This window comes from Chloroflexota bacterium, from assembly GCA_018829775.1.
In the GTDB taxonomy this organism is placed as follows: Bacteria; Chloroflexota; Dehalococcoidia; order Dehalococcoidales; family RBG-16-60-22; genus E44-bin89.
Window position 1 is genome coordinate 1 of record JAHJTL010000098.1, and the last position, 19,075, is coordinate 19,075.

Below are 19,075 nucleotides of genomic sequence, written 5' to 3' on the forward strand. Positions count from 1 at the left end.
GCTGTCAGGAATTGACAAAGGCAGTCGGTAGCGACATAATACCCTTAAATATTGATATGAAAAGGAGGTCGCCATGCCTGTATATATGATGTTGACTACCCTTACCGATGCGGGACGCAAGGCGCTTCAGGATGACCCCGAAATATTGCGGGGATTCAATAAAGAAGTGGAGTTTATGGGGGTCAAGATACTGGACCAGTACGCGCTTCTCGGCCAGTACGACTTCGTTAACATTGTGGAAGCGCCGAGCAATGAAGTCGTGGCCAAACTGGCCACCAGATTAAGCGCCCAGGGCCACTTTTCCACGCTTACCCTGGCCGCAATCACCCTTGACGCGCTTATTGATACTCTTAAGGAAAAAGACAGGCCCTGGCAGTAGCGAAGGCAGCGGGGGAAAACGCACATCTCAGCGCAGTTGCGAACTGAAGCCTGAAGCAATTCCAGTCGCGAAGCGCTATAATTTTACATAATGTTGCAGGTTAAGCCATGTCAGCATTACCATCTGAAGTGAAATCGAAAATCCTGACCATGCAGAGGGGTGAAATAACCGAGCATTTCATCTACCAGAAGCTGGCGAAATCGGTGAAAGACCCTCACAATCGAAATGTTCTCCAGCGCATCGCTAAAGATGAACTGGGGCACCATAACCTGTGGCAGAGATATACCGGCGAAAAATCACATCCAAGTCGGCTGAAGACATGGCTTTACTATTTCATTTCACGTGTTTTCGGGCTTACCTTCGGCATAAAGCTCATGGAGCTGGGTGAGGAGCAGGCGCAGGCGGCCTATGCCGAAATCGCCCAATTCGTTCCGGTGGCCTCCAATATTGCCCGCGATGAGAACCGGCACGAACGACAGCTTATCAGCTTGATTGATGAAGAGCGACTTCGCTATACCGCGGATATGGTGCGGGGTTTGAATGTGGCGCTGGTGGAGCTTACCGGGACACTGGCTGGCCTGACGCTGGCGCTACCTGAGTCAGACCTGATTATACTCGCCGGGTTGATTACCGGGGCAGCGATGGTGCTTTCCGTAGCCAGCACCGAGTACCTGGCGACAAAATCGGGCGAGGGCGGCCACAGCCCTTTAAAGGCGGTCCTCTACGGCGGCTTGGCCAATGTCATTACCTTTGTCTTTTTACTCTTTCCCTACCTTGTCTTTCACAATGTCTATGTAGCTATGGGGCTGATGATTTTCAATGCTATTGTCGTGGTCTTCCTGTTCAGCTTTTACATCTCGGTGGCCAAAGAGATTTCTTTCCGCAGAAGATTTTCCGAGATGGTGCTTATCAGCCTTGGAGTGGCGGCGCTGGCCTTCGTCATCGGTTATCTGGCCAGGACGTTGCTGCATATAAATATTGAGTGAGAATACGCACCCAGAGCGAGCTACCGTCTCTTGAACCCTGACTAACGGCTGTACTGAATTTCGGCGTTGGGATAAACCGCAACGGTGGCACCAGCGCCGTTCTTTTCCCGGAGCACTTTCAGTACATCTTCCCACCGATGTAAGAACAATGCTCTGTCCTTGCCACCGAACCAGCACCGGCTGGAGAGGTCGGGATATTCGGTGTAAACGATAAGACGGTCGACCTGAGAAGGGATTTTCCGCTCTCTTCGCAGCGGGCCCCAGATTGTCTCCCCGAATGGCCCCAGAAGGTAATGCGTTACCTGTCCCTCAGGGTGGTTGGCGATGACGACGACGTCTCCTCCCTCGGGTTTCAGCGATGGGTAGGTGATGGCCTGGCCTATCCAGGCTTCATTCGCCTTGGCGAAGGCATTGGCGATGGCGATATCTTTGCCCGCCAGCTTTGGCGTCAGGTAATGCGGCTTGGCTTCCTTGACCGCTTCTTCATAAGCCGGTCTTAGCGCCCCGGCATAGATGGCCACCGTTTCCCCCCACATATTGACTATGCAGTTGATGAGGACGTCGAGGCTAGCCAAATCGGCCGCCTCTTCGATGTCCAGACGTCCCAGGTTACCGTCGTAGACGCCATGACCCGTATACTGAGGCCCTTTCGCCAGTTGAGCTTGGCGGAACATCTTGTGGTTATATTCAATGGTCTCAAATGAAGTCACCCCGGGGAGGATGATTTTCCCGCCGCCGCCAAAGCCGGTACTGGGATGGGGCACCACCGAACCGATGGCGATTTTAAGGTCGCACTTCATTACCTCGTCGTTAACACAGACCCTGGTGCCATAGGTCTTCGTCGTACCAACGTACGTGCAGTTGGCGTAGGGGTTGTGGTTGAAAACCGGGAAACGGGCTAACGTCTCCTCGCCGAGCTTCTTGACGAAGTCGAGGCGGTTCATGGCGCCGTGGCAGCCCAGCGCGGCAATGAAGCGGATGTTGCTATCGGGAATGCCGGCAGCGCCTAATTCTTCGAGCACAAAAGGAACGATTTCGGCCACTCGGGTCACCCTGGTCATATCGTCAAAGATGATAACCACTTCCTTTTTCCCCTTGGCCAGTTCCCGTATCGGAGGCGTGCCGATTAGCTTTCCGGTTACCGTTTCACCGATCTGTTCCGGGCTCAGGGCGGGGCGGTTATATCCGGCCATATAGCCCATCTCAACCTGCCAGTCATCCGGCAGAGGCAGTTGTAATTCTTCGGTTCCATGCCAGGCGAGCTGTGGAATTCTGAGTATGTTTGACATTATTCACTCCTCATTAAGATTATGAACAATACTGTATGTCAGCATTGGGATAGACGGCGACCCTGGCGTCGTTGCCATGCGTTGCCTGGAGAAGCTTCAAGACTTCGTCCCATCTACTACAGTAAATAATTCTGGCATCATCGTCAAACCAGTTGCTGCCCGGATGAGGGTATTCATTGTAGGCAATCAGGCGATTTACCTTCTCCGGTATCTGTACCCGCCGGTGCTGCACTGCCCAGGTGTCTCTTCCCCAGCGACCCCCTAGGTAATGAGGGACCCGCCCCTCGGGATAATTGGCGATGAGGACCACATCGCCACCGACGTGGCTCACCGCGGGGAAAGATATGAGCAGGCCGATTGAGGTGACATTATTCGGAGAGGAAATGTTGGCAATCACGATATCTTTTTCCGTCACCTCTGGCGTCAGGTAGTGATTCTTCGCTTCTTGCACGGCGGCATCGTGAGCCGCCAGCATGTCGCCGGCATAGAGCGATACGGTCTCCCCCCGGCCATTTATCAGGCAGTTGATGAGGAAGTCCACACCTACTAGCCTGGCTGCCTCATCAATATCCCGTCGCAGCGGATTGTGGTGGTAAATGCCCATGCCAACTTCTGGCTTCTCTCTTGGCTTTTCCCGACTTTTATGGCCCATCATATGATTATACTGGATGGTTTCAGAAGAGGCTACCCCAGGGAGAATGCTCTTACCTCCGCCGCTAAAACCGGCAATATGGTGCGGCACGACCAGCCCGATGGCAATTTTAAGGTCACACTTCATGACTTCTTCGTTTACATACACTTTTGTCTCATATGTAGTGGTGGTACCAGCGTAGGTGCAGTTGCCGAAGGCGTTATGGTTATAAACGGGGAAGCGTGAGACAATATCTTCAGTCAGCTTCTGAATAAAATGGCGGCGGTACATCGGGCCATGTAAACCCAGTGCGCAGACAAATCTTATTCTATCATCGGGAATACCGGCCGCAGCCAGTTCTTCGAGGACAAAAGGCGCTATCTCGGCTGTCCTGGTAGCCCGTGTCTGGTCGTCAAAGATAATGACTATTTCTTTTTTTCCTATGGCCAGTTCACGCAGCCCGGAGGTACCAATTGGTCTGCTGAGCGCTGCCCTCATCTCTTCAGGTTTTAAAGCCGGATGGCTGAAACCAGTCATAGGACAGTGCGTAACCTGCCAGCTATCGGGGAGAGGCAGTTCCAGCTCTTTCGTTCCGTGACAGGCAAGCTGCGGTATTCTGAGCATGTTTGGCATTATGGATTCTTCTCACGACGGGCATTACCTGCCCATGCGGCTGTCCTAACATTATATCACGGCAATTGACCATGCCTTCAAATTTATTCGTATATAGTTACTTTTCTTTTTCTCCTATTGTTGCGGGTTTCTGGTCTATGACGTATACTAATGGACGAGATTTTACAGTGAGGAGGTAACTGATGCCACACGGTTACAACGGTAAGGTTTTAAGAGTCGATCTTTCCTCAGGGCGTATCAAGACGGAGGAATATCCGGACCATTTCTATCGACAGTATTTTGGTGGGGAAGGCTTTATTGGCTATTTCTTGCTGAAGGAGCTTAAACCTGGTGTCGAGCCTTTAAGCCCTGATAACAAGCTAATCTTTGCTGCCGGTCCGTTGACCGGGGCACCGGCCGGAGGATGCGGCCGGCACAGCGTGGGTGGTAAATCACCGCTCACCGGCGCTTTTGGCGAGGCCGATTCAGGAGGCTACTGGGGAGCGGAGCTGAAAATGGCCGGTTTTGACGCCATAATCGTGGAAGGTAAGGCAGAAAAACCGGTCTATCTTTCTATTCAGGATAATAAGGTCGAGCTTAAAGATGCCCGCCACCTGTGGGGAATGAAGACGCTGGAGTGCCAGAATGCCATCCGCGATGAGCTTGGCGACCAGCTGGTCAAGGTGGCATATATCGGTCCCGCCGGGGAGAAACTGGTCAGGTATGCCAGTGTCATGAATGACCTCGATGCCGCCGCCGGACGGACAGGCATGGGAGCGGTGATGGGCTCCAAAAACCTGAAGGCTATCGCCGTCCGTGGGCGCCAGCGCGTTTCCATTGCCGACCCGGCAACGTTCAAAGAAATCGCCGGGTGGATTGCAGAGAACACACCGATTACCAACAAGGGGATGCACGATTTCGGTACGGCGCGGGTGGTGGCCGTCCTCGACCCGGTGGGAGGTCTGCCGACCCGTAATTTCCAGGTTGGCTCCATTGATGGTGCCGATAAAATAAACGGGCAGGCCATGAAGGACACCATTCTGGTCAGGCGGAGGGCTTGTTTCGCCTGCCCGGTGCAGTGCAAGCGCGAGGTGAAGGTGGACAAGCCGTATGTGGTCGACCCGCGCTACGGTGGTCCCGAATATGAAACGATTGCCGCGCTGGGTTCTGACTGCGGCATCACTGATTTGCCTGCCATTTCCAAGGCAAACGAGCTGTGTAATGCCTATGGACTGGATACCATCTCCTGCGGGGCAACCATTGCCTTCGCTATGGAGTGTTTTGAAAACGGGCTGCTGAGCGCCAAGGATACCGGTGGAATGGAGCTGCGCTTCGGCAATACCGAAGCCATGTTGCAGATGGTCGAGCAGATTGCACTGCGCCAGGGTTTCGGCGATACGCTCGCCGAGGGCGTGGCGCGAGTGGCCAAGAAAATCGGACCCGCCGCTGAGGAATATGCAATGCACATCAAGGGCCAGGAACTGCCCATGCATGAACCCCGTTTGAAGCAGGGTATGGGCGTTGGCTACGCCATATCCCCGACCGGTGCCGACCACTGTCACAATATCCATGACACCGTCTATACGGACATAGGCCCGATGCTGGAGGCGGCATACCCGTTTGGCATACTGGAGCCGATGGCCGCCAATGACCTGTCATCGGCCAAAATCCGATTGCTCAAGTATTACACTGAATTCATCCACTTCCTTAACTGCGCCGTATGTTGCTACTTCGTCATGTCGCTGAGTTTTGTTGGGCTGGAGCGAACCACGCAACTGGTCAAAGCGGTGACCGGCTGGGATACCACGTTCTTCGAGTTGCTGAAGGTAGGCGAACGGTCAACTAACTTGGCACGAATTTTCAACTTGAGAGAAGGCTTCACCGTCAAGGATGACACCATGCCGAAGCGCTTCTTTGCCCCCCATCCTTCCGGGCCGCTCAAGGCGGCGCTTGACCCCAAGGCCTTTGAGGAAGGTAAAGCGCTTTATTACGATATGATGGGCTGGCCCAATGGCGTCCCGACGCCGGGCAGGCTTGGCGAACTGGGTATTGAGTGGGCGGCATCAGAGCTGCCTGCAAAATAAGATAATTCCTGAGTAGCTGAATAAAGGAGGTGAAGCTGCTATGAGCGGAAGACTCTGGGAACCTTTCCGCATCGGGCGCATGGAGCTAAAAAACCGGGTGGTGATGCCCCCGATGGTCACCAGGTACGCTGCCGATGACGGGTTTGTCACCGAACGTACCAAGAACTACTACGAGGCACGTGCCCGCGGCGGTGCCGGGCTGATTATCGTAGAGGCGACCTATGTTCATCGTCAGGGATGGGCTTTCCCCAACCAGCTCGGCATCAGTGATGATAAGTTTATTTCCGGGATGAGAGAGCTGGTGGATGCGGTTCATAAACACGGTGCCAAGATTGGCATCCAGATTCACCATGGCGGCCGCGAGGCTAAATCGACCGTGAATGGGTTGCAACCTGTTTCCGCCTCACCACTGCCCGGCTTGGCCGGTGAAACACCCAGGGAAATGGCGGTTGAGGAAATTGCTGAAACCGTGGCCTATTTCGCCGATGCTGCGTTCAGGGCAAAGACAGCCGGGTTTGATGGGGTGGAAATCCACGGGGCACATGGCTACCTCGTTGACCAGTTCCTGTCGCCCAATTCAAACAAACGTAAGGATGAGTATGGTGGCAACGTGCACAACCGGGCGCGATTTCTCCTGGAAATCATTGCTGACGTAAAAGAGGCCGTTGGCGATGACTATCCCGTCTGGTGCCGTATGGATGGCAAGGAATATGGCGTAGAGGGCATAACTCTGGAAGGTGCTCAGAAAACGGCACGTCTGGTACAGGAAGCCGGCTTGATGGCAATCCACGTCTCAGCCTGGGGGCCGGAATCGCCGGTAAATCGTACCACACCCACCTTTACCCCGGTGGTGATTGAAGACCTGGCGGAAGGGATAAAGAAAGCGGTTTCAATCCCGGTAATCGCCGTCGGCAGGATAACCCCCGAAGATGGTGAGCGATTATTGAAGGAGGGAAAGGCGGACCTGATCGCCATCGGTAAGGCGATGCTGGCCGACGCGGAATGGACGAATAAAGTAGCCGCGGATAAGACCGACGATATAACCCCCTGCATCATCTGTAACGGTTGCCGCGATGACCTCCGCGATCCGAAGTTGGTGGGCATACGGTGCTCGGCAAATGCCACTTTAGGGCGTGAGAAGGAAAGCGAAATCGTACCAGCGGCCAAGCCAAAGAAAATCCTTGTCGTTGGCGGTGGCCCGGCGGGTATGGAAGCGGCAAGGGTCGCTGCCCTGAGGGGTCACCAGGTAACCCTGTGGGAAAAAGAATCGCGCCTCGGCGGGCAGCTGGTTCAGGCAGCGATACCCCCGCACAAGGATAGAATCGCACCGCTGGCTAAATATCTGGAAACGCAGTTGCAGAAGCTCGGCGTCAAGATTCAACTTGGCAAAGAGGCTAGCGCGACCACAGTTGCTGAATTCAATCCCGACGCGGCGGTTGTGGCCACCGGCATAAAGCCGTTCCTCCCCGATATTCCGGGGCTGGACAAGGCTCGGGTCATTCAAGCAGGGGATGTCCTGGAGGGGAAGGTAAAAGTAGGAGATAAGGTGGCCATAATTGGCGGCGAGCTGGTAGGTTGTGAAACGGCGGAATTTCTGGCTGACCAGGGCAAGCAGGTTACGGTGATGCGCCGGGGCTCCGAGATGGCGACGAGCGTCAGACCCAGCAACCGGGCTTTCTTCCTCAGCCGGCTTCTGGATAAAGGCGTCACCCTGCTCTGCGAGGTCAGATACGATGGCATCAGCCCAGAGGGCGTCATCATAACCACCAGAGACGGTGAGGAAAGGACCGTAGAGGCCGACACCGTGGTTCTCGCTGCGGGGTCGGTGCCGGATACCGCGCTCTATGATGCCATTAGGGATAAGGTCTCTGAAGTCTATCACATTGGTGACTGCGTCGAACCGCGGACCATCCTTGACGCTATCAGCGAAGGATTTCATACCGGCCAGAAGATATAACCAGCAGAGTATTGAAAGGAGGTTTACTATGGCCAAGCAGGTTATCATGGTACCCACGGCACTTCCCGGTGTCCCTTATTCCCCGGCGATAAAAACAGGTGACTACGTCTTTGTCTCCGGTCAGGTCGGGCACGTCGATAGCCAGGGTAATAAACTTGAGGGAGTTGAAGCCCAGACCAGACAGGTGCTGGATAATATGAAGAGGGTTCTGGAGGCGGCAGGTGTGTCAATAGACGATGTAGTCAAGACAACCGTGTTTCTGACCAGAGCCGAGGATTTCTCCAAGATGAATGAAGTCTACAAGACCTATTTCACCGAAGACCTGCCAGCACGTTCCACGGTTATCGTCGCGGCGCTGGCGAGGCCGGAGATAGTGGTTGAAATCGAGTGCATCGCCTGTTGTGCGTAGCTAGAAAGGGAAATTACATTTAAATATGCGAAAAATCATCATAACGGCGGCATTGACCGGGGCCGGGCATGGGAAGGAGGCCAATCCCAATCTACCCGAACAACCAGAGGAGATTATCGAACAGGCAGTACAGTGTCGTGAGGCAGGTGCTGCCATCGTACACGTCCATGCCCGCGACAAATCCGGCAACAATACCATGTCTCTGGATATATTCCGGAAAATTCATGAAGGCATTAAGAATTCAAGCGACTTAATTGTGCAGTTGAGCACGGGTGGTGGTCCCACGCTTCCCAATGAGGAGCGCATCGCCCCTCTATTACTGAAACCGGAGATGGCCTCGCTCAATACGTTTATGATGATAATGCCGGTTAAAGGCGTGGAAATACCCTTTATCTATAAAAGGTCAGAGATAGAGGAGACTGCCCGACGCGCCCAGGAACAAGGGGTAAAACCAGCGATAGCAATCCTGAACTTCGCCTGTCTCGAAGAAGCCGAAAATCTCATTGAGAAGGGACTGGTGGACAAGCCTTACTTTCTGGATATCGGGCTGAATTTACCGGCACAGGGAACGCTGAGGGGCACCTGGCGCAATCTGGTGGCTCTGGTGCAACGGTTGCCGGAGGATTGTGTTTTTAATGTCTCTGCCGGAGATGAGGCCGAGCTGCCGCTGACTACCATGGCCATGCTGCTAGGTGGGAACCCGCGGGTGGGCCTTGAAGATAATGTCTACTACGCGCCGGGTCAGCTGGCCAGGAGCAATGCCGAGCTGGTGGCGAGAACGGCGCGCATTGCCCGGGAGCTGAATCTGGAAACAGCCACTCCCGATGAGGCGCGTGAGATTCTGCAGATTCGGCGGTAGAATTTACTCACACATTACCGGTTTTGTTCAGGCGGTCGATGGGGCGATGGGATATAAAATATTAAGAATTATAGGGCTGGTCGTCATGCTGATGGCCAGCCTGCTGTCATTTGCGGCGCCAGTCTCGGCCGAGGCCCCATCGTGGTCGGCGGTGCCCATCCCCGGCGCCGAAGGTTACCAGCTAGGCCCATCTGGCGTTGATATCCGTGACCTGGCGGTTGCCGCTGATGGTGCCACTATATACGCTGCCCCGGGCGACAGCATAGCTGATAAATACGTCTTCAAATCAGATGATGCCGGGATAAGCTGGGTGGCACAGGGCGTTTCCATTGTCGCCGACCTCGTGGCGGTGGCTCCGGATAATGCCGATGTGGCAGCGGTGGCCAGAAAAACTATCCCCTCAGCTTATTTCACCACCGATGGTGGCATCACCTGGCGTTCTCTGGGTATGATTCAAGCGTCTGGAGGCAGCAGTGCCAGAGAAATATATGATATAGCCATTTCGGAAGCAGGTAACGGGATGCATTATCTGGCGGTTGCCGGGGAGGCAGTCGGTGGAGTGGGCAATGTCTGGTACTGCGTAATTGAGGCAGAGAAACCGGAGTGGAAGGAAACCGGCTCCTTACCCGGCTTTGCCATGACCAGAACCATAAGGGCGCTGTCCTTTTCGCCGAATTTTTCGGAAGATAATGTGCTGGTAACCGTTGGTGAAACCGAGGATAAACGTGCAAATCTGCAGGTTTTCAGCTTCACCTCTCAAGTGTGGAATACTCAAACCGGATTTACTGGCTATCCAGTAGACGTACTCGAATACGATGCAACCGGTCAGGTGGTTTCAGCATCAATAGCCTTGTCACCTGACTACCTTGCCGGTGAAGAGAGTAGTCGCATCGCTTTTGTTGGCCTGACGGTAAACGGTGATGAAGAGGCCGGCGGAGTGTACCGCATCGGAGATACAGCTGTCGAATCGCTGCTAACCGGCGTTAACATTCATAGTATTGCTTTTGATGGTCGTGTCCTGGTAGCCGCTGCGTATGATGGCAATACCGTCTATCACAGCACCAACCCGCTAACCAAGGTGCCAACTTTGAAGTCAAATTTATCGATGAAGGGGCCGGGAGGAGAGGGCAGGGTTGTAGTTGCCTGGATGGGGGATGCGGTGGTGGCCGGAACATCGGGCGACGAGAGTGCTTTTGCTATCTCGAGAAATAACGGGCTAGCTTTCAATGATGTCAGCCTGATTGACACTATGTTGAGCAACCTGAGCGATGTTGCCGTCTCAGAGGACGGTGAAACTGTTTACTTGGCAAGTGACGATGGAAATGATCTCAGTCTCTGGCGCAGAGCGTCATCATGGCAGCGTGTGCTGAGCCAGCAGGACACCACTGGCTATATCATAAGGCTGGCCCCCGGCGATTCTAAGACAGTCTACCTCGCGGAGAAGGATGGTTATAGCATTTACCACAGTCCTGATGGCGGAGACAGGGAATGGTCGATGGGTACCTCACTGCTTACTGTGCAGGACCTGGCGGTGGAAAGTGCCGACATCGCCTATGTGCTCAACGCAGAGGGACATGTGTCTAAGACATTTTCCTCTGGCCTTGGCTGGAGCGCGAATGTTTCCACCAAACTTGATGAAGGTACGGGCTACATGATTGTCAGCGGAGGCGCGGATATTTTATTTGCGGGCAGCACCGATGGCTACGTGGCCTATTCTGTGGATGGAGGTTCTTCATGGCAGAAAATACGGCAGATTCAAAGTGGAGCGGGCAGGGTCCAGGTTGTTCCCGATAAAGACTATGCTTCCAACAAGATGATTTATGCTGCCAGTGATAGTTCCGGGCAAAACGTTATGCGGTGGCAGATCGGCACCAGCACAAGCTGGGCGGATATTTTTAAGGGTAACCTGAGCGACGGGATTTACGGCCTGGCTGCTGAAGATAATGCGCTCTATGTTCTTGAGTATAACCCGGGCATAGAGCAAAGTACGCTGTGGCAGTGCCTGTCACCGGCTACCGCATCCCCTTCGTCAGCGAGCTGGGAGGCAAGAGCCACCTCGACCACAACAGATATTGCAGACCCTAGCGTTGTTTTCAACGCCTTACCGCAGGCGCTGAAATTAAGCTCCGGCGGAAAGTTATGGGCGATAAAGACCAATGGCACCAACCGGCTTTACCGTATTAATGATATTATGACGAAGCTGGTGCTGCAGGCGCCGGAAGACGATTATATCGGTTCGGTTAATCGGGTAACCGGAATTGCCGGGGACATAACCTTTCGCTGGAAGCGAGCGTTCGATGCTACTGAATACGAGCTTTCCATCGCCCAGGATGAGGAATTCAAAGCACTGATTGCCAGCATAACGGTGTCCAGTGATAGTTCACCCGTGGTTCTTTTTGTTGGCCCGACAGCTGAAGGGACTGCGCAGATCGATTTTAACGCTGGAATGACCTACTACTGGAGAGCGCGTATCACGCAGCCGTTATTCCGCATCAGTTCCGAGCATCGTACCTTTCAGGTTGAATCTCTGGAGGTAACACCGGCCGTAATCATCGAACGACCCCCACCGCCGGTCATCAGCATACCGCCCCCACCGGCACAGGAGATTCCTTTCCCAACGATAGAACTTCCGCCTCAAACGCCACCGCCTGAGATCGTTATCTTGCCGGCACCAGAGCCGCCTGCTCCTGTTATGCCTGGCTATGCGTGGGCAATAATTGGCGCCGGTATCGCTGTGATACTAACTGTTCTAACCTTCGTAACGATAACCTTCATAGACCGTTTTCTCATTTTCTGGCTGCGGAATGGTCGGTATCGCTGGTCACGATGGCGGCGGAGGTGGTTTGAGGCCAAATATAAAACACAACCCTTACCGGTAGCCGATTCTCTCGAGCAAATTGAAGCTCTGCTGAAGCAGGTGACCTGGACGATGGATGGGCCTTTACACCTCTTTGATGCTATCAGCTACCCGCAGACGGTCTGGGCTAAGAAGAAGGATGACTGCGATGGCTTCGCAGCGCTCGCTGCGGCATTACTGCAGCAATGGCAGCCGGAATCCAGGCCGGTTTTTGTTACCGCTATGCTCAGGCCGGTGCGTAAAAGTCATACTGTCTGTGTTTTCAACGTGCCCGGGGCTGGACTGTGGTTCTTCGATAATTACTCACTCAGGCGCGGCCATTATCGAACCTATGCTGATATTGCCGCGGAAGTTCAGCAAAAGACCAAGTTAGTGTGCTGGGATGTGGTCGAACCCGACACGCTTCAAACACTGGAATTTCATATCGGGCCGTAATAACAGGGTGGGCGTTAAAGTCGTTCTATTTCAGTTTCACCGCCTGCTGAGCGGCCTTGACGATATCATCTACGGCCATCCCGTATTTATCAAGCAGGGAATCGAAGTCTTTCGAAGTTTCGGTAAATGTGTCGGCGATTCCCACCATCTTTATCGGCACCGGGATTTCGCCCACGAGAGTCTCAGCCACAGCGCTGCCCAGGCCGCCGACGATGGAGTGCTCTTCTACAGTGACAATGGCACCGGTTTCTTCGGCGCACTTCCTCAGCAACGGGGTATCCACAGGCTTGACCGTGTGCAGGTCTACCACCCTTGCCTTTATTCCATGGGAGCTTAACTTATCGGCGGCTTCAAGCGAGCGACTGAGCATGTGGCCGTTGGCGACGATGGCAACATCGTTTCCATCGCGCACCACCACGCCCTTGCCGATTTCCACCTTGTGGCTCTCATCGTAGATTATCGGCATCTCGGCGCGGCTGATGCGTATGTAAACCGGTCCCTCGTGCTCGGCAATCAGGGGTATCATTTTTTTCGCCTCAATGCTGTCCGATGGTACGAGGATGGTCATATTCGGCATCGCGCGCAGTACGGCGACATCCATGATGGAGTGGTGGGTGGGGCCATCCTTGAAATTGGACAGGCCGGCGAAGCTGCCAACTATTTTGACATTGGTATTGGCGTAGGCAACGCACGTTCTGATTTGTTCCGTGGCCCTCAGGAGGAGGGCGGCAAAGGTATTGGCGAACGGTATCATGCCGCCCAGCGCGAAGCCAACCGCGGTATCCACCATTCCGGCCTCGGCAATGCCAACGTTGAAAAAGCGCTCCGGCGCCTTTTCCGCGAAGAAGGTGGTCATAACCGAGGAGGAGACATCAGCCGTGAGCACGACCACCTTTTTATTTTTCAGACCATATTCGGCCAGCGTCTCTCCAAATATCTTCCGGGTCATATCTTTATCAGGCATCTTGCTTCAACTCCTCCATTGCTTGCCGGTATTCTTCGTCATTGATGGCTCGGCCATGCCAGGACGCTTTACCCTCCATAAAGGATACGCCTTTGCCCTTGACGGTGCGGGCAATAATCACGGTGGGTTTACCGCCATTGGCGCGGGCTTTGTCCAGCGCTGCCAGCACTTCGGGCACGCTGTGGCCGTCGATTTCGAGAACGTTCCAGCCGAAAGATTCCCATTTGCTCCTCAGTGGCTCTATCGGCATGATATCTGCTACGGTACCGTCCAGCTGGACACCGTTATAGTCGACGATGGCGATTAGTTCGGATAATTTATATTTTGCTGCGAGCATCGCCCCTTCCCACAGGACACCGGCCTGGAGCTCGCCGTCGCCGAGCAGTACGTAGGTACGATAGTCGAGACCTTTAAGCTGCCCGGCCAGACATAGGCCGGCGGCGATGCTGACGCCGTGCCCCAGACAGCCGGAGGTCATTTCAACGCCGGGAGTTTTACATCGGTCAGGGTGTCCCTGCAGGCGGCTCCCGATGCAGCCGAAGGTTTCGAGTTCTTCAATCGGCAGGAATCCCCTGTGGGCCAGCGCCGCATACAGAATCGCAGAGGCATGGCCTTTGCTCAGTATGAAGCGGTCGCGATTTTCCCACTGCGGTTTTTGAGGGTCGAGGCGCATGTGATGGAAAAAGAGGACGGACATGATTTCCGCCGGGGAGAGAGAACCTCCCGGGTGCCCCTGCCCCCGGCAGTGAATCATCTCAACAACGTCAATGCGGAGCTGTCTTGCCATATCTTCCAGTTTCTTGATTAATTCCGGGGAGTAATCTGTTCTGGCAACCATCGCTAAAGTGTTACCTCCTTCGAAGGTTATCGTGCAGGCCTAACAATCCTATTCCCTCGCCTGCTGCCCTGTCAAGATGGCTTTTACAGACCGGAATCTAGTCAGGCAGGTATCTCTTCGGGAACTTGGCGACCACGGTATAGTTCGGGTCGACGATATTGCCGATGCGCATCGTGCCCGTCTGAGATACGACCTGGAAGGCCTCCCATTTCTCGAACCCGTAATCATCGACCAGCCACTTGACCAGTTCCACCGTTGCAATGCGGACGCAGTCCATCAGCGGCTGGCCGCTGCCCGTGGTCATAATATGCGTCTCATCTTCAAGTCGGGGCCAGTCGATGCTTTTGCCCTTCACTACATCCAGCTTTACGGTAACCTCGGCGGTGGTCTCCAGCGCCACGCCGCAGAGTTCACCATCGCCCTGGGCAGCATGGACATCGCCGAAGAAGAAGTAAGCGCCTCGCACCCAGACCGGCAGGTAAAGTACCGTGCCCTCCTGGGTCTCGATGCAGTCCATATTGCCGCCGAACTCGCCGGGCACGAGCGAAGTCTCGACACGGCCGAAGCGGGGGGCAACGCCGATGGAGCCTAGAAACGGGTGCAGCGGTATTTCAATCCGTTTCCGCCGGCTCGATTTCAGTTCCAGAATGCCGGTATTTCGCCCGAGGTCGAGCTGCCAGTCGAATTTGGCCTCCGGTATCGGGTCGTTGAGGAACAGCTGCTTGCCCGGGGCTTCGCCGGTAAGGCTGCCGAAATGGGAGCGGTGCCTTGACCAGGCGGAATCGCGGTTGAGTTTTATTTGCTGGATAGTCACGGCCAGCATGTCGCCGGGTTCCGCATCCTCGACATAGACCGGGCCGACCTGCGGGTTCCGCTCGCAGAGAAGTGTCACGGCGCTGCGCTGTTTCATTTCTTCAGGCATCGGCGCCATTTTCTCGTCAAAACCGCCGGCATCGCGCGTTCGCGCCACGACGGTATCACCGCTTTTCACGGTCAGTGCCGGTTCGCTTGGTCCAAATGTGTAGTAATAAATACGTGGTTCAAGCCTGTGTACAGTGCCTTCCATTTTGACCTGCCTTGATTGTATTGAAGCGTGATATGCTTCAGGGGATGCTGGTGACGTCGGCATAAGATGGGTCGTGTATGGGAATCAATATATCGGCCAGCTCCTTGATGCGGAGGGTACTATCGTAGGCAGCCATGATATCGGTATGTGTCCCGGGCGTAATCACCGGCATTAGCTTTTTCAGTTCCTCCGGGGGATAGAAATTCTCCCTCACGCAGCAGAAGCCGGAGATTATTGCCTTGCCCTTTTCGGTATTGATGGCGACAGCCTGTGTTCCCGGTGAGTGGCCGGGGGCGGGTATGATTTCAATCCCGGGGGCGACTTCATGGTAGCCGTCAATCGTTACGAAATTGAGGTCCTTGATGAGGTCCGTCCTATAGCTGAGACCGGTGAGCGGATGGGGGGAAAAAGCGAAACGCAGTTCTGTTTCGTTCACCAGTACCCTGGCGTTGGTACACTTGGCGGTGTTGGCGCAATGGTCCCAGTGCAGGTGGGTCTGGATAACCAGGTCGATATCATCAGGTTTTAATCCCAGGCCGGCCAGCGCTTCCTCAAAAGACATGACTTTTTCCGCAGGAAAACCCCGATAGCTGGTTGCCAGTTCGGCGTCGGTGCTGGTATCGACCAGAATATGCTGGTCGGCATCCTCGATGTACCAGCAGTAGGCGGGGGACATGAACTTTTCTCCGTATCGGTATCGGTAAAGGAGAATTCCCATGTCTATTTCCATCTTCGTCAGGAGAAGCGGCCTGATGCGGTAGGTTCTCATCTTTTCTGCCCGGCTCCTTTCATATCGCTGTCATGCGCCCGTGAGGAAAAACGTCGTCTTCTTGCCTATTATACTATATTCAGCTTAGAATTACCTGAGCAGCATTGGCTGCCGCCGAAAGAGCCGAAGTGGCGTGCCAAAAGAAAAGGATAGGAGGTAAAAATGGTCAATTACGTACAACATTTTGGTCTGACGGTCAGCAATTTGGACGAAGCTTTGCACTTTTTCCGCGACCTACTTGGACTGGAAACAACGGAAGTGCGGGAGACCAGCGGAGAGCGTCCGGAGATCATTCTGGGCATTAAAGGCGCTTCGCTGCGACTGGCCATAGTGAAAGTCCCGGACGGCAATAACATTGAAGTGATCGAATATTTCAACCCCAAGGGAACAAAGCTGGATCTGAGAACTTGTAATCCCGGCGTGCCCCACATCGCTTTTGCGGTGGATGATATCCAAAAGATATATGAGGACCTCGGCGCCAAAGGGGTGAAGTTCGTCAATCCGCCGTACTGGGGTGGTACAAGTGTGGCTGGTCCGGGCTGGGGTGTCTGCTTTCTCAGAGGGCCAGACGGCATCTCAATCGAGCTGATGCAGCCGCCGAAAGAAAAATAGCTCATTATATATTATTTTAGCTTCCTCCCATACGTATATTAAGGCGCGGGCTGCAGGTTTGGGAGTGGGGGGAGTTTTGGTAGAGCAAGTTGTGCAATAAATAGAACTTTTAGGTTAACGTTTAATATCGCTTGACTGATTTCTCTAGCTTTCCCTGTCCAGTACAAATAAATCTGATGGATGTCTTTGAAAACACCATAATCTAGACGTATACTAAGTATATTAAATTAATATTGGTAAGGTTTTCCAAGCTATGGTAAGCGATGATTTGACCGATAGAATTAACCGCATTTTCGCAGCAGTCGGGGCAGTTCAAGAGACTGACATCAGTAAATTCAAGCCAAAAGTGATTAAGGATGGGCATCGAGTCGGATTCTACCAAGATTGGATGGCCGAGTTGAACGACGCTGACGTGGCCAACTTCGCAATTTCTTTAATTAACAACATAGCAAGCTTAGAGTACCATCTAAAGAAGTGGGCTGACCGTAATGGCCAGGATAAGACTATAGTTGAAAAAGCATTCGCAAACACACAGGAACTGAAAATCATTCATGATTTGTGGAACAACGAGAAGCATGGATACCCACCTCGGAAACCAAGTAAATCTGGCCTATGTCCAAGAGTTGATAAATTCAATCGTATTTTGCAGATGACCACAAAACCAGAAAAAGGGTCATCTATGCGTCTTACCTTCAATATGCAAGGCATTCCACAAACATACTATCTGGTTGAAGGTCAATACCCTCCGGCGAATTCTTTTCGCTTTAATCACATCGGCGGACAGTCCCCAGCCTATTGTTTCCCGGCTCCCTCTTTAGCAGTTAGATACGGGTTGCTCTTTTAAGAGACCCATCATACTCATTCGGGTTTGGCCAGGTGGGCAGGGGCACCATGTTTGTGGACGGGATACTCATTCGAGTTCCCAAAAAAAGGGACGGCATCTCCCTGCCCGCCTGATGTGAGACTTCATCTCCTAGCTCACCAACTGCGGTACTCGTGGCGATTGGTAAAAAGTTTGTTGCTTAGCCAACACAAACCCTATGCGAAGCAGCTTGTTTACAGCTGCCCCCATGATTTCTTTGCCGGTAAGCGGATTGGCATGCGCAGGACGCTCACGTAATCTCTTAGCCCAGGTTCGGAAGTCAGGATTATGGCGAAGAAGAGAAAGTACCGCAGTCCAGCCGCAGTGGCGCAGACCAGGCCGTCCTTTCTTGCTCATCGGAGTTTTACTCTGTCGCTTGCCTGCCGATTCTGATTCCGTAGGATTACTACCGGCCATCTTTATCATTTGCCTGGCGTTGTGATAGGACCTGAAAGAGCCCAGCTCCGCCACAAGGCCAGCTACCGAGATGTAGCCCAGTCCGAATATTGAGAGCAGATATTTGCCCTCTTCAGCTTCATCAACCAGCCTCACCAATGCCTGCTCGATTTGCTGTATGTGTCGGTCAACCAGGCATAGTTTCTCCACCAGGAGAGAAACCTCAGAGGACACTGACCAGGCGCCCGCCTTTACACCGGCGGAACGCCGGGCGACGTAGTGAAGGGCGAGTAATTTGCCCCTCATAAGGCGTCCTCGATACCCTTCCCTGACGAACTTTAGGAATTCCTCCTCGGTCATCCCACGGATTAGTCCGGGTATAGGGCACATGGACAACACCCGTAACGCCGTCTGCCCGCAGATGTCTTTGAAGACCTGAGCAAACTCAGGGAAAAGTCCGTCCAGAAGACCCTTTAGTAGGTTTATGAGCCTGGTTCTTTCTTTGACCACCCGACGATAGGCATTGTAAGTAGCTCTCAGTTCGGCATAAACACCCTGCGGCAGCGTGGTTTCTGTAAACTCGCCAGTGCACAGCAATTGCGCCGCTACCTCAGCATCCCGAAAATCGTTTTTCCTACGATTGAGGTCTTTTCCCTCTCGCCTGCGCTTCAGGCTAAATGGGTTAATCAAGCGAAAAGGTATGCCCTCCTCATCCAGGAAATAGGCGAAATTACGCCATAAATGACTGGCTGCCTCGACGGCAAAGATGACTCCCTGGCAACCAGCTTTTTCCATATCTGCTCTAGCCCGCTTCAGTGCTTCCTCAAAACCATCACGGGAATTGGTGAACTTAAACTTGCCTTGCACCAGAAAGTCCTCCGTCATGGTCACGGCTACGTGTTTTTTCTTGTGAGGGTCTACCCCCACCCTCAAATACCCTACCGGTACTTGTTTTAGTTTCCTAGCTGCGTTATTCTCCATCTGACAGTTCCTCCTACATAGATTTGTGCCTGACAGGACACTCCTCTATTGTAGCTGGGACTGTCTCCGCCTATTGCTCCATATACTAA

Annotated in this window: 16 protein-coding genes; 9 read left to right on the forward strand and 7 right to left on the reverse strand. The window is 53.6% G+C overall.

The window, feature by feature from the left end; all coding sequences use genetic code 11:
* Positions 1 to 73 precede the first annotated feature (73 nt).
* Both KKD83_09970 and KKD83_09975 read left to right on the forward strand, forming a co-directional pair.
* Positions 74 to 379: a GYD domain-containing protein gene (locus KKD83_09970; protein MBU2536473.1), complete on the forward strand. Its 306-nt coding sequence runs from the start codon at positions 74 to 76 to the stop codon at positions 377 to 379.
* 107 nt (positions 380 to 486) lie between these two features.
* Positions 487 to 1,365 carry a VIT1/CCC1 family protein gene (locus tag KKD83_09975; protein MBU2536474.1) on the forward strand — a complete coding sequence of 293 codons (879 nt, stop codon included), beginning with the start codon at positions 487 to 489 and terminating at the stop codon, positions 1,363 to 1,365.
* A gap of 41 nt (positions 1,366 to 1,406) precedes the next feature.
* Here the strand turns inward: KKD83_09975 and KKD83_09980 are convergent, their stop codons facing one another.
* Complete coding sequence (locus KKD83_09980) at positions 1,407 to 2,654, reverse strand: DUF2088 domain-containing protein (protein MBU2536475.1); 1,248 nt, start codon at positions 2,652 to 2,654, stop codon at positions 1,407 to 1,409.
* Between the two features lie 19 nt (positions 2,655 to 2,673).
* Complete coding sequence (locus KKD83_09985) at positions 2,674 to 3,918, reverse strand: DUF2088 domain-containing protein (protein MBU2536476.1); 1,245 nt, start codon at positions 3,916 to 3,918, stop codon at positions 2,674 to 2,676.
* A 182-nt stretch (positions 3,919 to 4,100) separates the two neighbouring features.
* Here KKD83_09985 and KKD83_09990 point away from each other — a divergent pair, with 182 nt between their 5' ends.
* The 5 genes from KKD83_09990 to KKD83_10010 are packed head-to-tail and all read left to right on the forward strand — an operon-like array spanning position 4,101 to position 12,498.
* Positions 4,101 to 5,981: an aldehyde ferredoxin oxidoreductase family protein gene (locus KKD83_09990; protein ID MBU2536477.1), complete on the forward strand. Its 1,881-nt coding sequence runs from the start codon at positions 4,101 to 4,103 to the stop codon at positions 5,979 to 5,981.
* A 40-nt stretch (positions 5,982 to 6,021) separates the two neighbouring features.
* Entirely contained in the window at positions 6,022 to 7,938 is a 1,917-nt protein-coding gene (locus KKD83_09995) for an FAD-dependent oxidoreductase (GenBank protein ID MBU2536478.1), read from the forward strand.
* A gap of 28 nt (positions 7,939 to 7,966) precedes the next feature.
* Positions 7,967 to 8,347 (forward strand): RidA family protein, encoded by a 381-nt coding sequence (locus tag KKD83_10000; GenBank protein MBU2536479.1) that lies wholly within the window; start codon positions 7,967 to 7,969, stop codon positions 8,345 to 8,347.
* A gap of 25 nt (positions 8,348 to 8,372) precedes the next feature.
* Positions 8,373 to 9,206, forward strand: coding sequence for a 3-keto-5-aminohexanoate cleavage protein (locus KKD83_10005; GenBank protein MBU2536480.1), 834 nt, complete (start codon positions 8,373 to 8,375; stop codon positions 9,204 to 9,206).
* On the forward strand, positions 9,181 to 12,498 hold the full coding sequence (locus tag KKD83_10010; GenBank protein ID MBU2536481.1) for a hypothetical protein: 3,318 nt from the start codon (positions 9,181 to 9,183) through the stop codon (positions 12,496 to 12,498). Before KKD83_10005 ends, KKD83_10010 begins: the two co-directional genes overlap by 26 nt.
* A 25-nt stretch (positions 12,499 to 12,523) precedes the next feature.
* On the opposite strand, the gene KKD83_10015 is transcribed toward KKD83_10010, so the two are convergent.
* The 4 genes from KKD83_10015 to KKD83_10030 all read right to left on the reverse strand — a co-directional run bounded on the left by KKD83_10015 (position 12,524) and on the right by KKD83_10030 (position 16,135).
* On the reverse strand, positions 12,524 to 13,462 hold the full coding sequence (locus KKD83_10015; GenBank protein MBU2536482.1) for a transketolase family protein: 939 nt from the start codon (positions 13,460 to 13,462) through the stop codon (positions 12,524 to 12,526).
* Complete coding sequence (locus KKD83_10020; GenBank protein MBU2536483.1) at positions 13,455 to 14,300, reverse strand: transketolase; 846 nt, start codon at positions 14,298 to 14,300, stop codon at positions 13,455 to 13,457. The genes KKD83_10015 and KKD83_10020 overlap by 8 nt, the downstream gene beginning before the upstream one ends.
* A 97-nt stretch (positions 14,301 to 14,397) precedes the next feature.
* Positions 14,398 to 15,366: an acetamidase/formamidase family protein gene (locus tag KKD83_10025; protein ID MBU2536484.1), complete on the reverse strand. Its 969-nt coding sequence runs from the start codon at positions 15,364 to 15,366 to the stop codon at positions 14,398 to 14,400.
* A gap of 37 nt (positions 15,367 to 15,403) precedes the next feature.
* A complete protein-coding gene (locus tag KKD83_10030) occupies positions 15,404 to 16,135 on the reverse strand; it encodes an N-acyl homoserine lactonase family protein (protein ID MBU2536485.1) in 732 nt (243 codons plus the stop codon).
* 162 nt (positions 16,136 to 16,297) lie between these two features.
* Between KKD83_10030 and KKD83_10035 the strand changes: the two genes are divergently transcribed.
* A complete protein-coding gene (locus KKD83_10035) occupies positions 16,298 to 16,747 on the forward strand; it encodes a VOC family protein (GenBank protein MBU2536486.1) in 450 nt (149 codons plus the stop codon).
* 253 nt (positions 16,748 to 17,000) lie between these two features.
* Entirely contained in the window at positions 17,001 to 17,591 is a 591-nt protein-coding gene (locus KKD83_10040; GenBank protein ID MBU2536487.1) for a hypothetical protein, read from the forward strand.
* A gap of 129 nt (positions 17,592 to 17,720) precedes the next feature.
* Here the strand turns inward: KKD83_10040 and KKD83_10045 are convergent, their stop codons facing one another.
* Positions 17,721 to 18,986, reverse strand: coding sequence for an IS110 family transposase (locus tag KKD83_10045; GenBank protein ID MBU2536488.1), 1,266 nt, complete (start codon positions 18,984 to 18,986; stop codon positions 17,721 to 17,723).
* Positions 18,987 to 19,075 lie beyond the last annotated feature (89 nt).

Excerpts from the sequence above, each read along its gene's own strand:
- KKD83_09970 (MBU2536473.1), top strand. The coding sequence starts at position 74 with ATGCCTGTATATATGATGTTGACTACCCTTACCGATGCGGGACGCAAG.
- KKD83_10015 (MBU2536482.1), bottom strand. The coding sequence starts at position 13,462 with ATGCCTGATAAAGATATGACCCGGAAGATATTTGGAGAGACGCTGGCC.
- KKD83_10045 (MBU2536488.1), bottom strand. The coding sequence starts at position 18,986 with ATGGAGAATAACGCAGCTAGGAAACTAAAACAAGTACCGGTAGGGTAT.
- KKD83_09975 (MBU2536474.1), top strand. The coding sequence starts at position 487 with ATGTCAGCATTACCATCTGAAGTGAAATCGAAAATCCTGACCATGCAG.
- KKD83_10040 (MBU2536487.1), top strand. The coding sequence starts at position 17,001 with ATGGTAAGCGATGATTTGACCGATAGAATTAACCGCATTTTCGCAGCA.
- KKD83_10030 (MBU2536485.1), bottom strand. The coding sequence starts at position 16,135 with ATGAGAACCTACCGCATCAGGCCGCTTCTCCTGACGAAGATGGAAATA.
- KKD83_09980 (MBU2536475.1), bottom strand. The coding sequence starts at position 2,654 with ATGTCAAACATACTCAGAATTCCACAGCTCGCCTGGCATGGAACCGAA.
- KKD83_09985 (MBU2536476.1), bottom strand. The coding sequence starts at position 3,918 with ATGCCAAACATGCTCAGAATACCGCAGCTTGCCTGTCACGGAACGAAA.
- KKD83_10005 (MBU2536480.1), top strand. The coding sequence starts at position 8,373 with ATGCGAAAAATCATCATAACGGCGGCATTGACCGGGGCCGGGCATGGG.
- KKD83_10035 (MBU2536486.1), top strand. The coding sequence starts at position 16,298 with ATGGTCAATTACGTACAACATTTTGGTCTGACGGTCAGCAATTTGGAC.
- KKD83_09990 (MBU2536477.1), top strand. The coding sequence starts at position 4,101 with ATGCCACACGGTTACAACGGTAAGGTTTTAAGAGTCGATCTTTCCTCA.
- KKD83_10020 (MBU2536483.1), bottom strand. The coding sequence starts at position 14,300 with ATGGTTGCCAGAACAGATTACTCCCCGGAATTAATCAAGAAACTGGAA.
- KKD83_10025 (MBU2536484.1), bottom strand. The coding sequence starts at position 15,366 with ATGGAAGGCACTGTACACAGGCTTGAACCACGTATTTATTACTACACA.
- KKD83_09995 (MBU2536478.1), top strand. The coding sequence starts at position 6,022 with ATGAGCGGAAGACTCTGGGAACCTTTCCGCATCGGGCGCATGGAGCTA.
- KKD83_10000 (MBU2536479.1), top strand. The coding sequence starts at position 7,967 with ATGGCCAAGCAGGTTATCATGGTACCCACGGCACTTCCCGGTGTCCCT.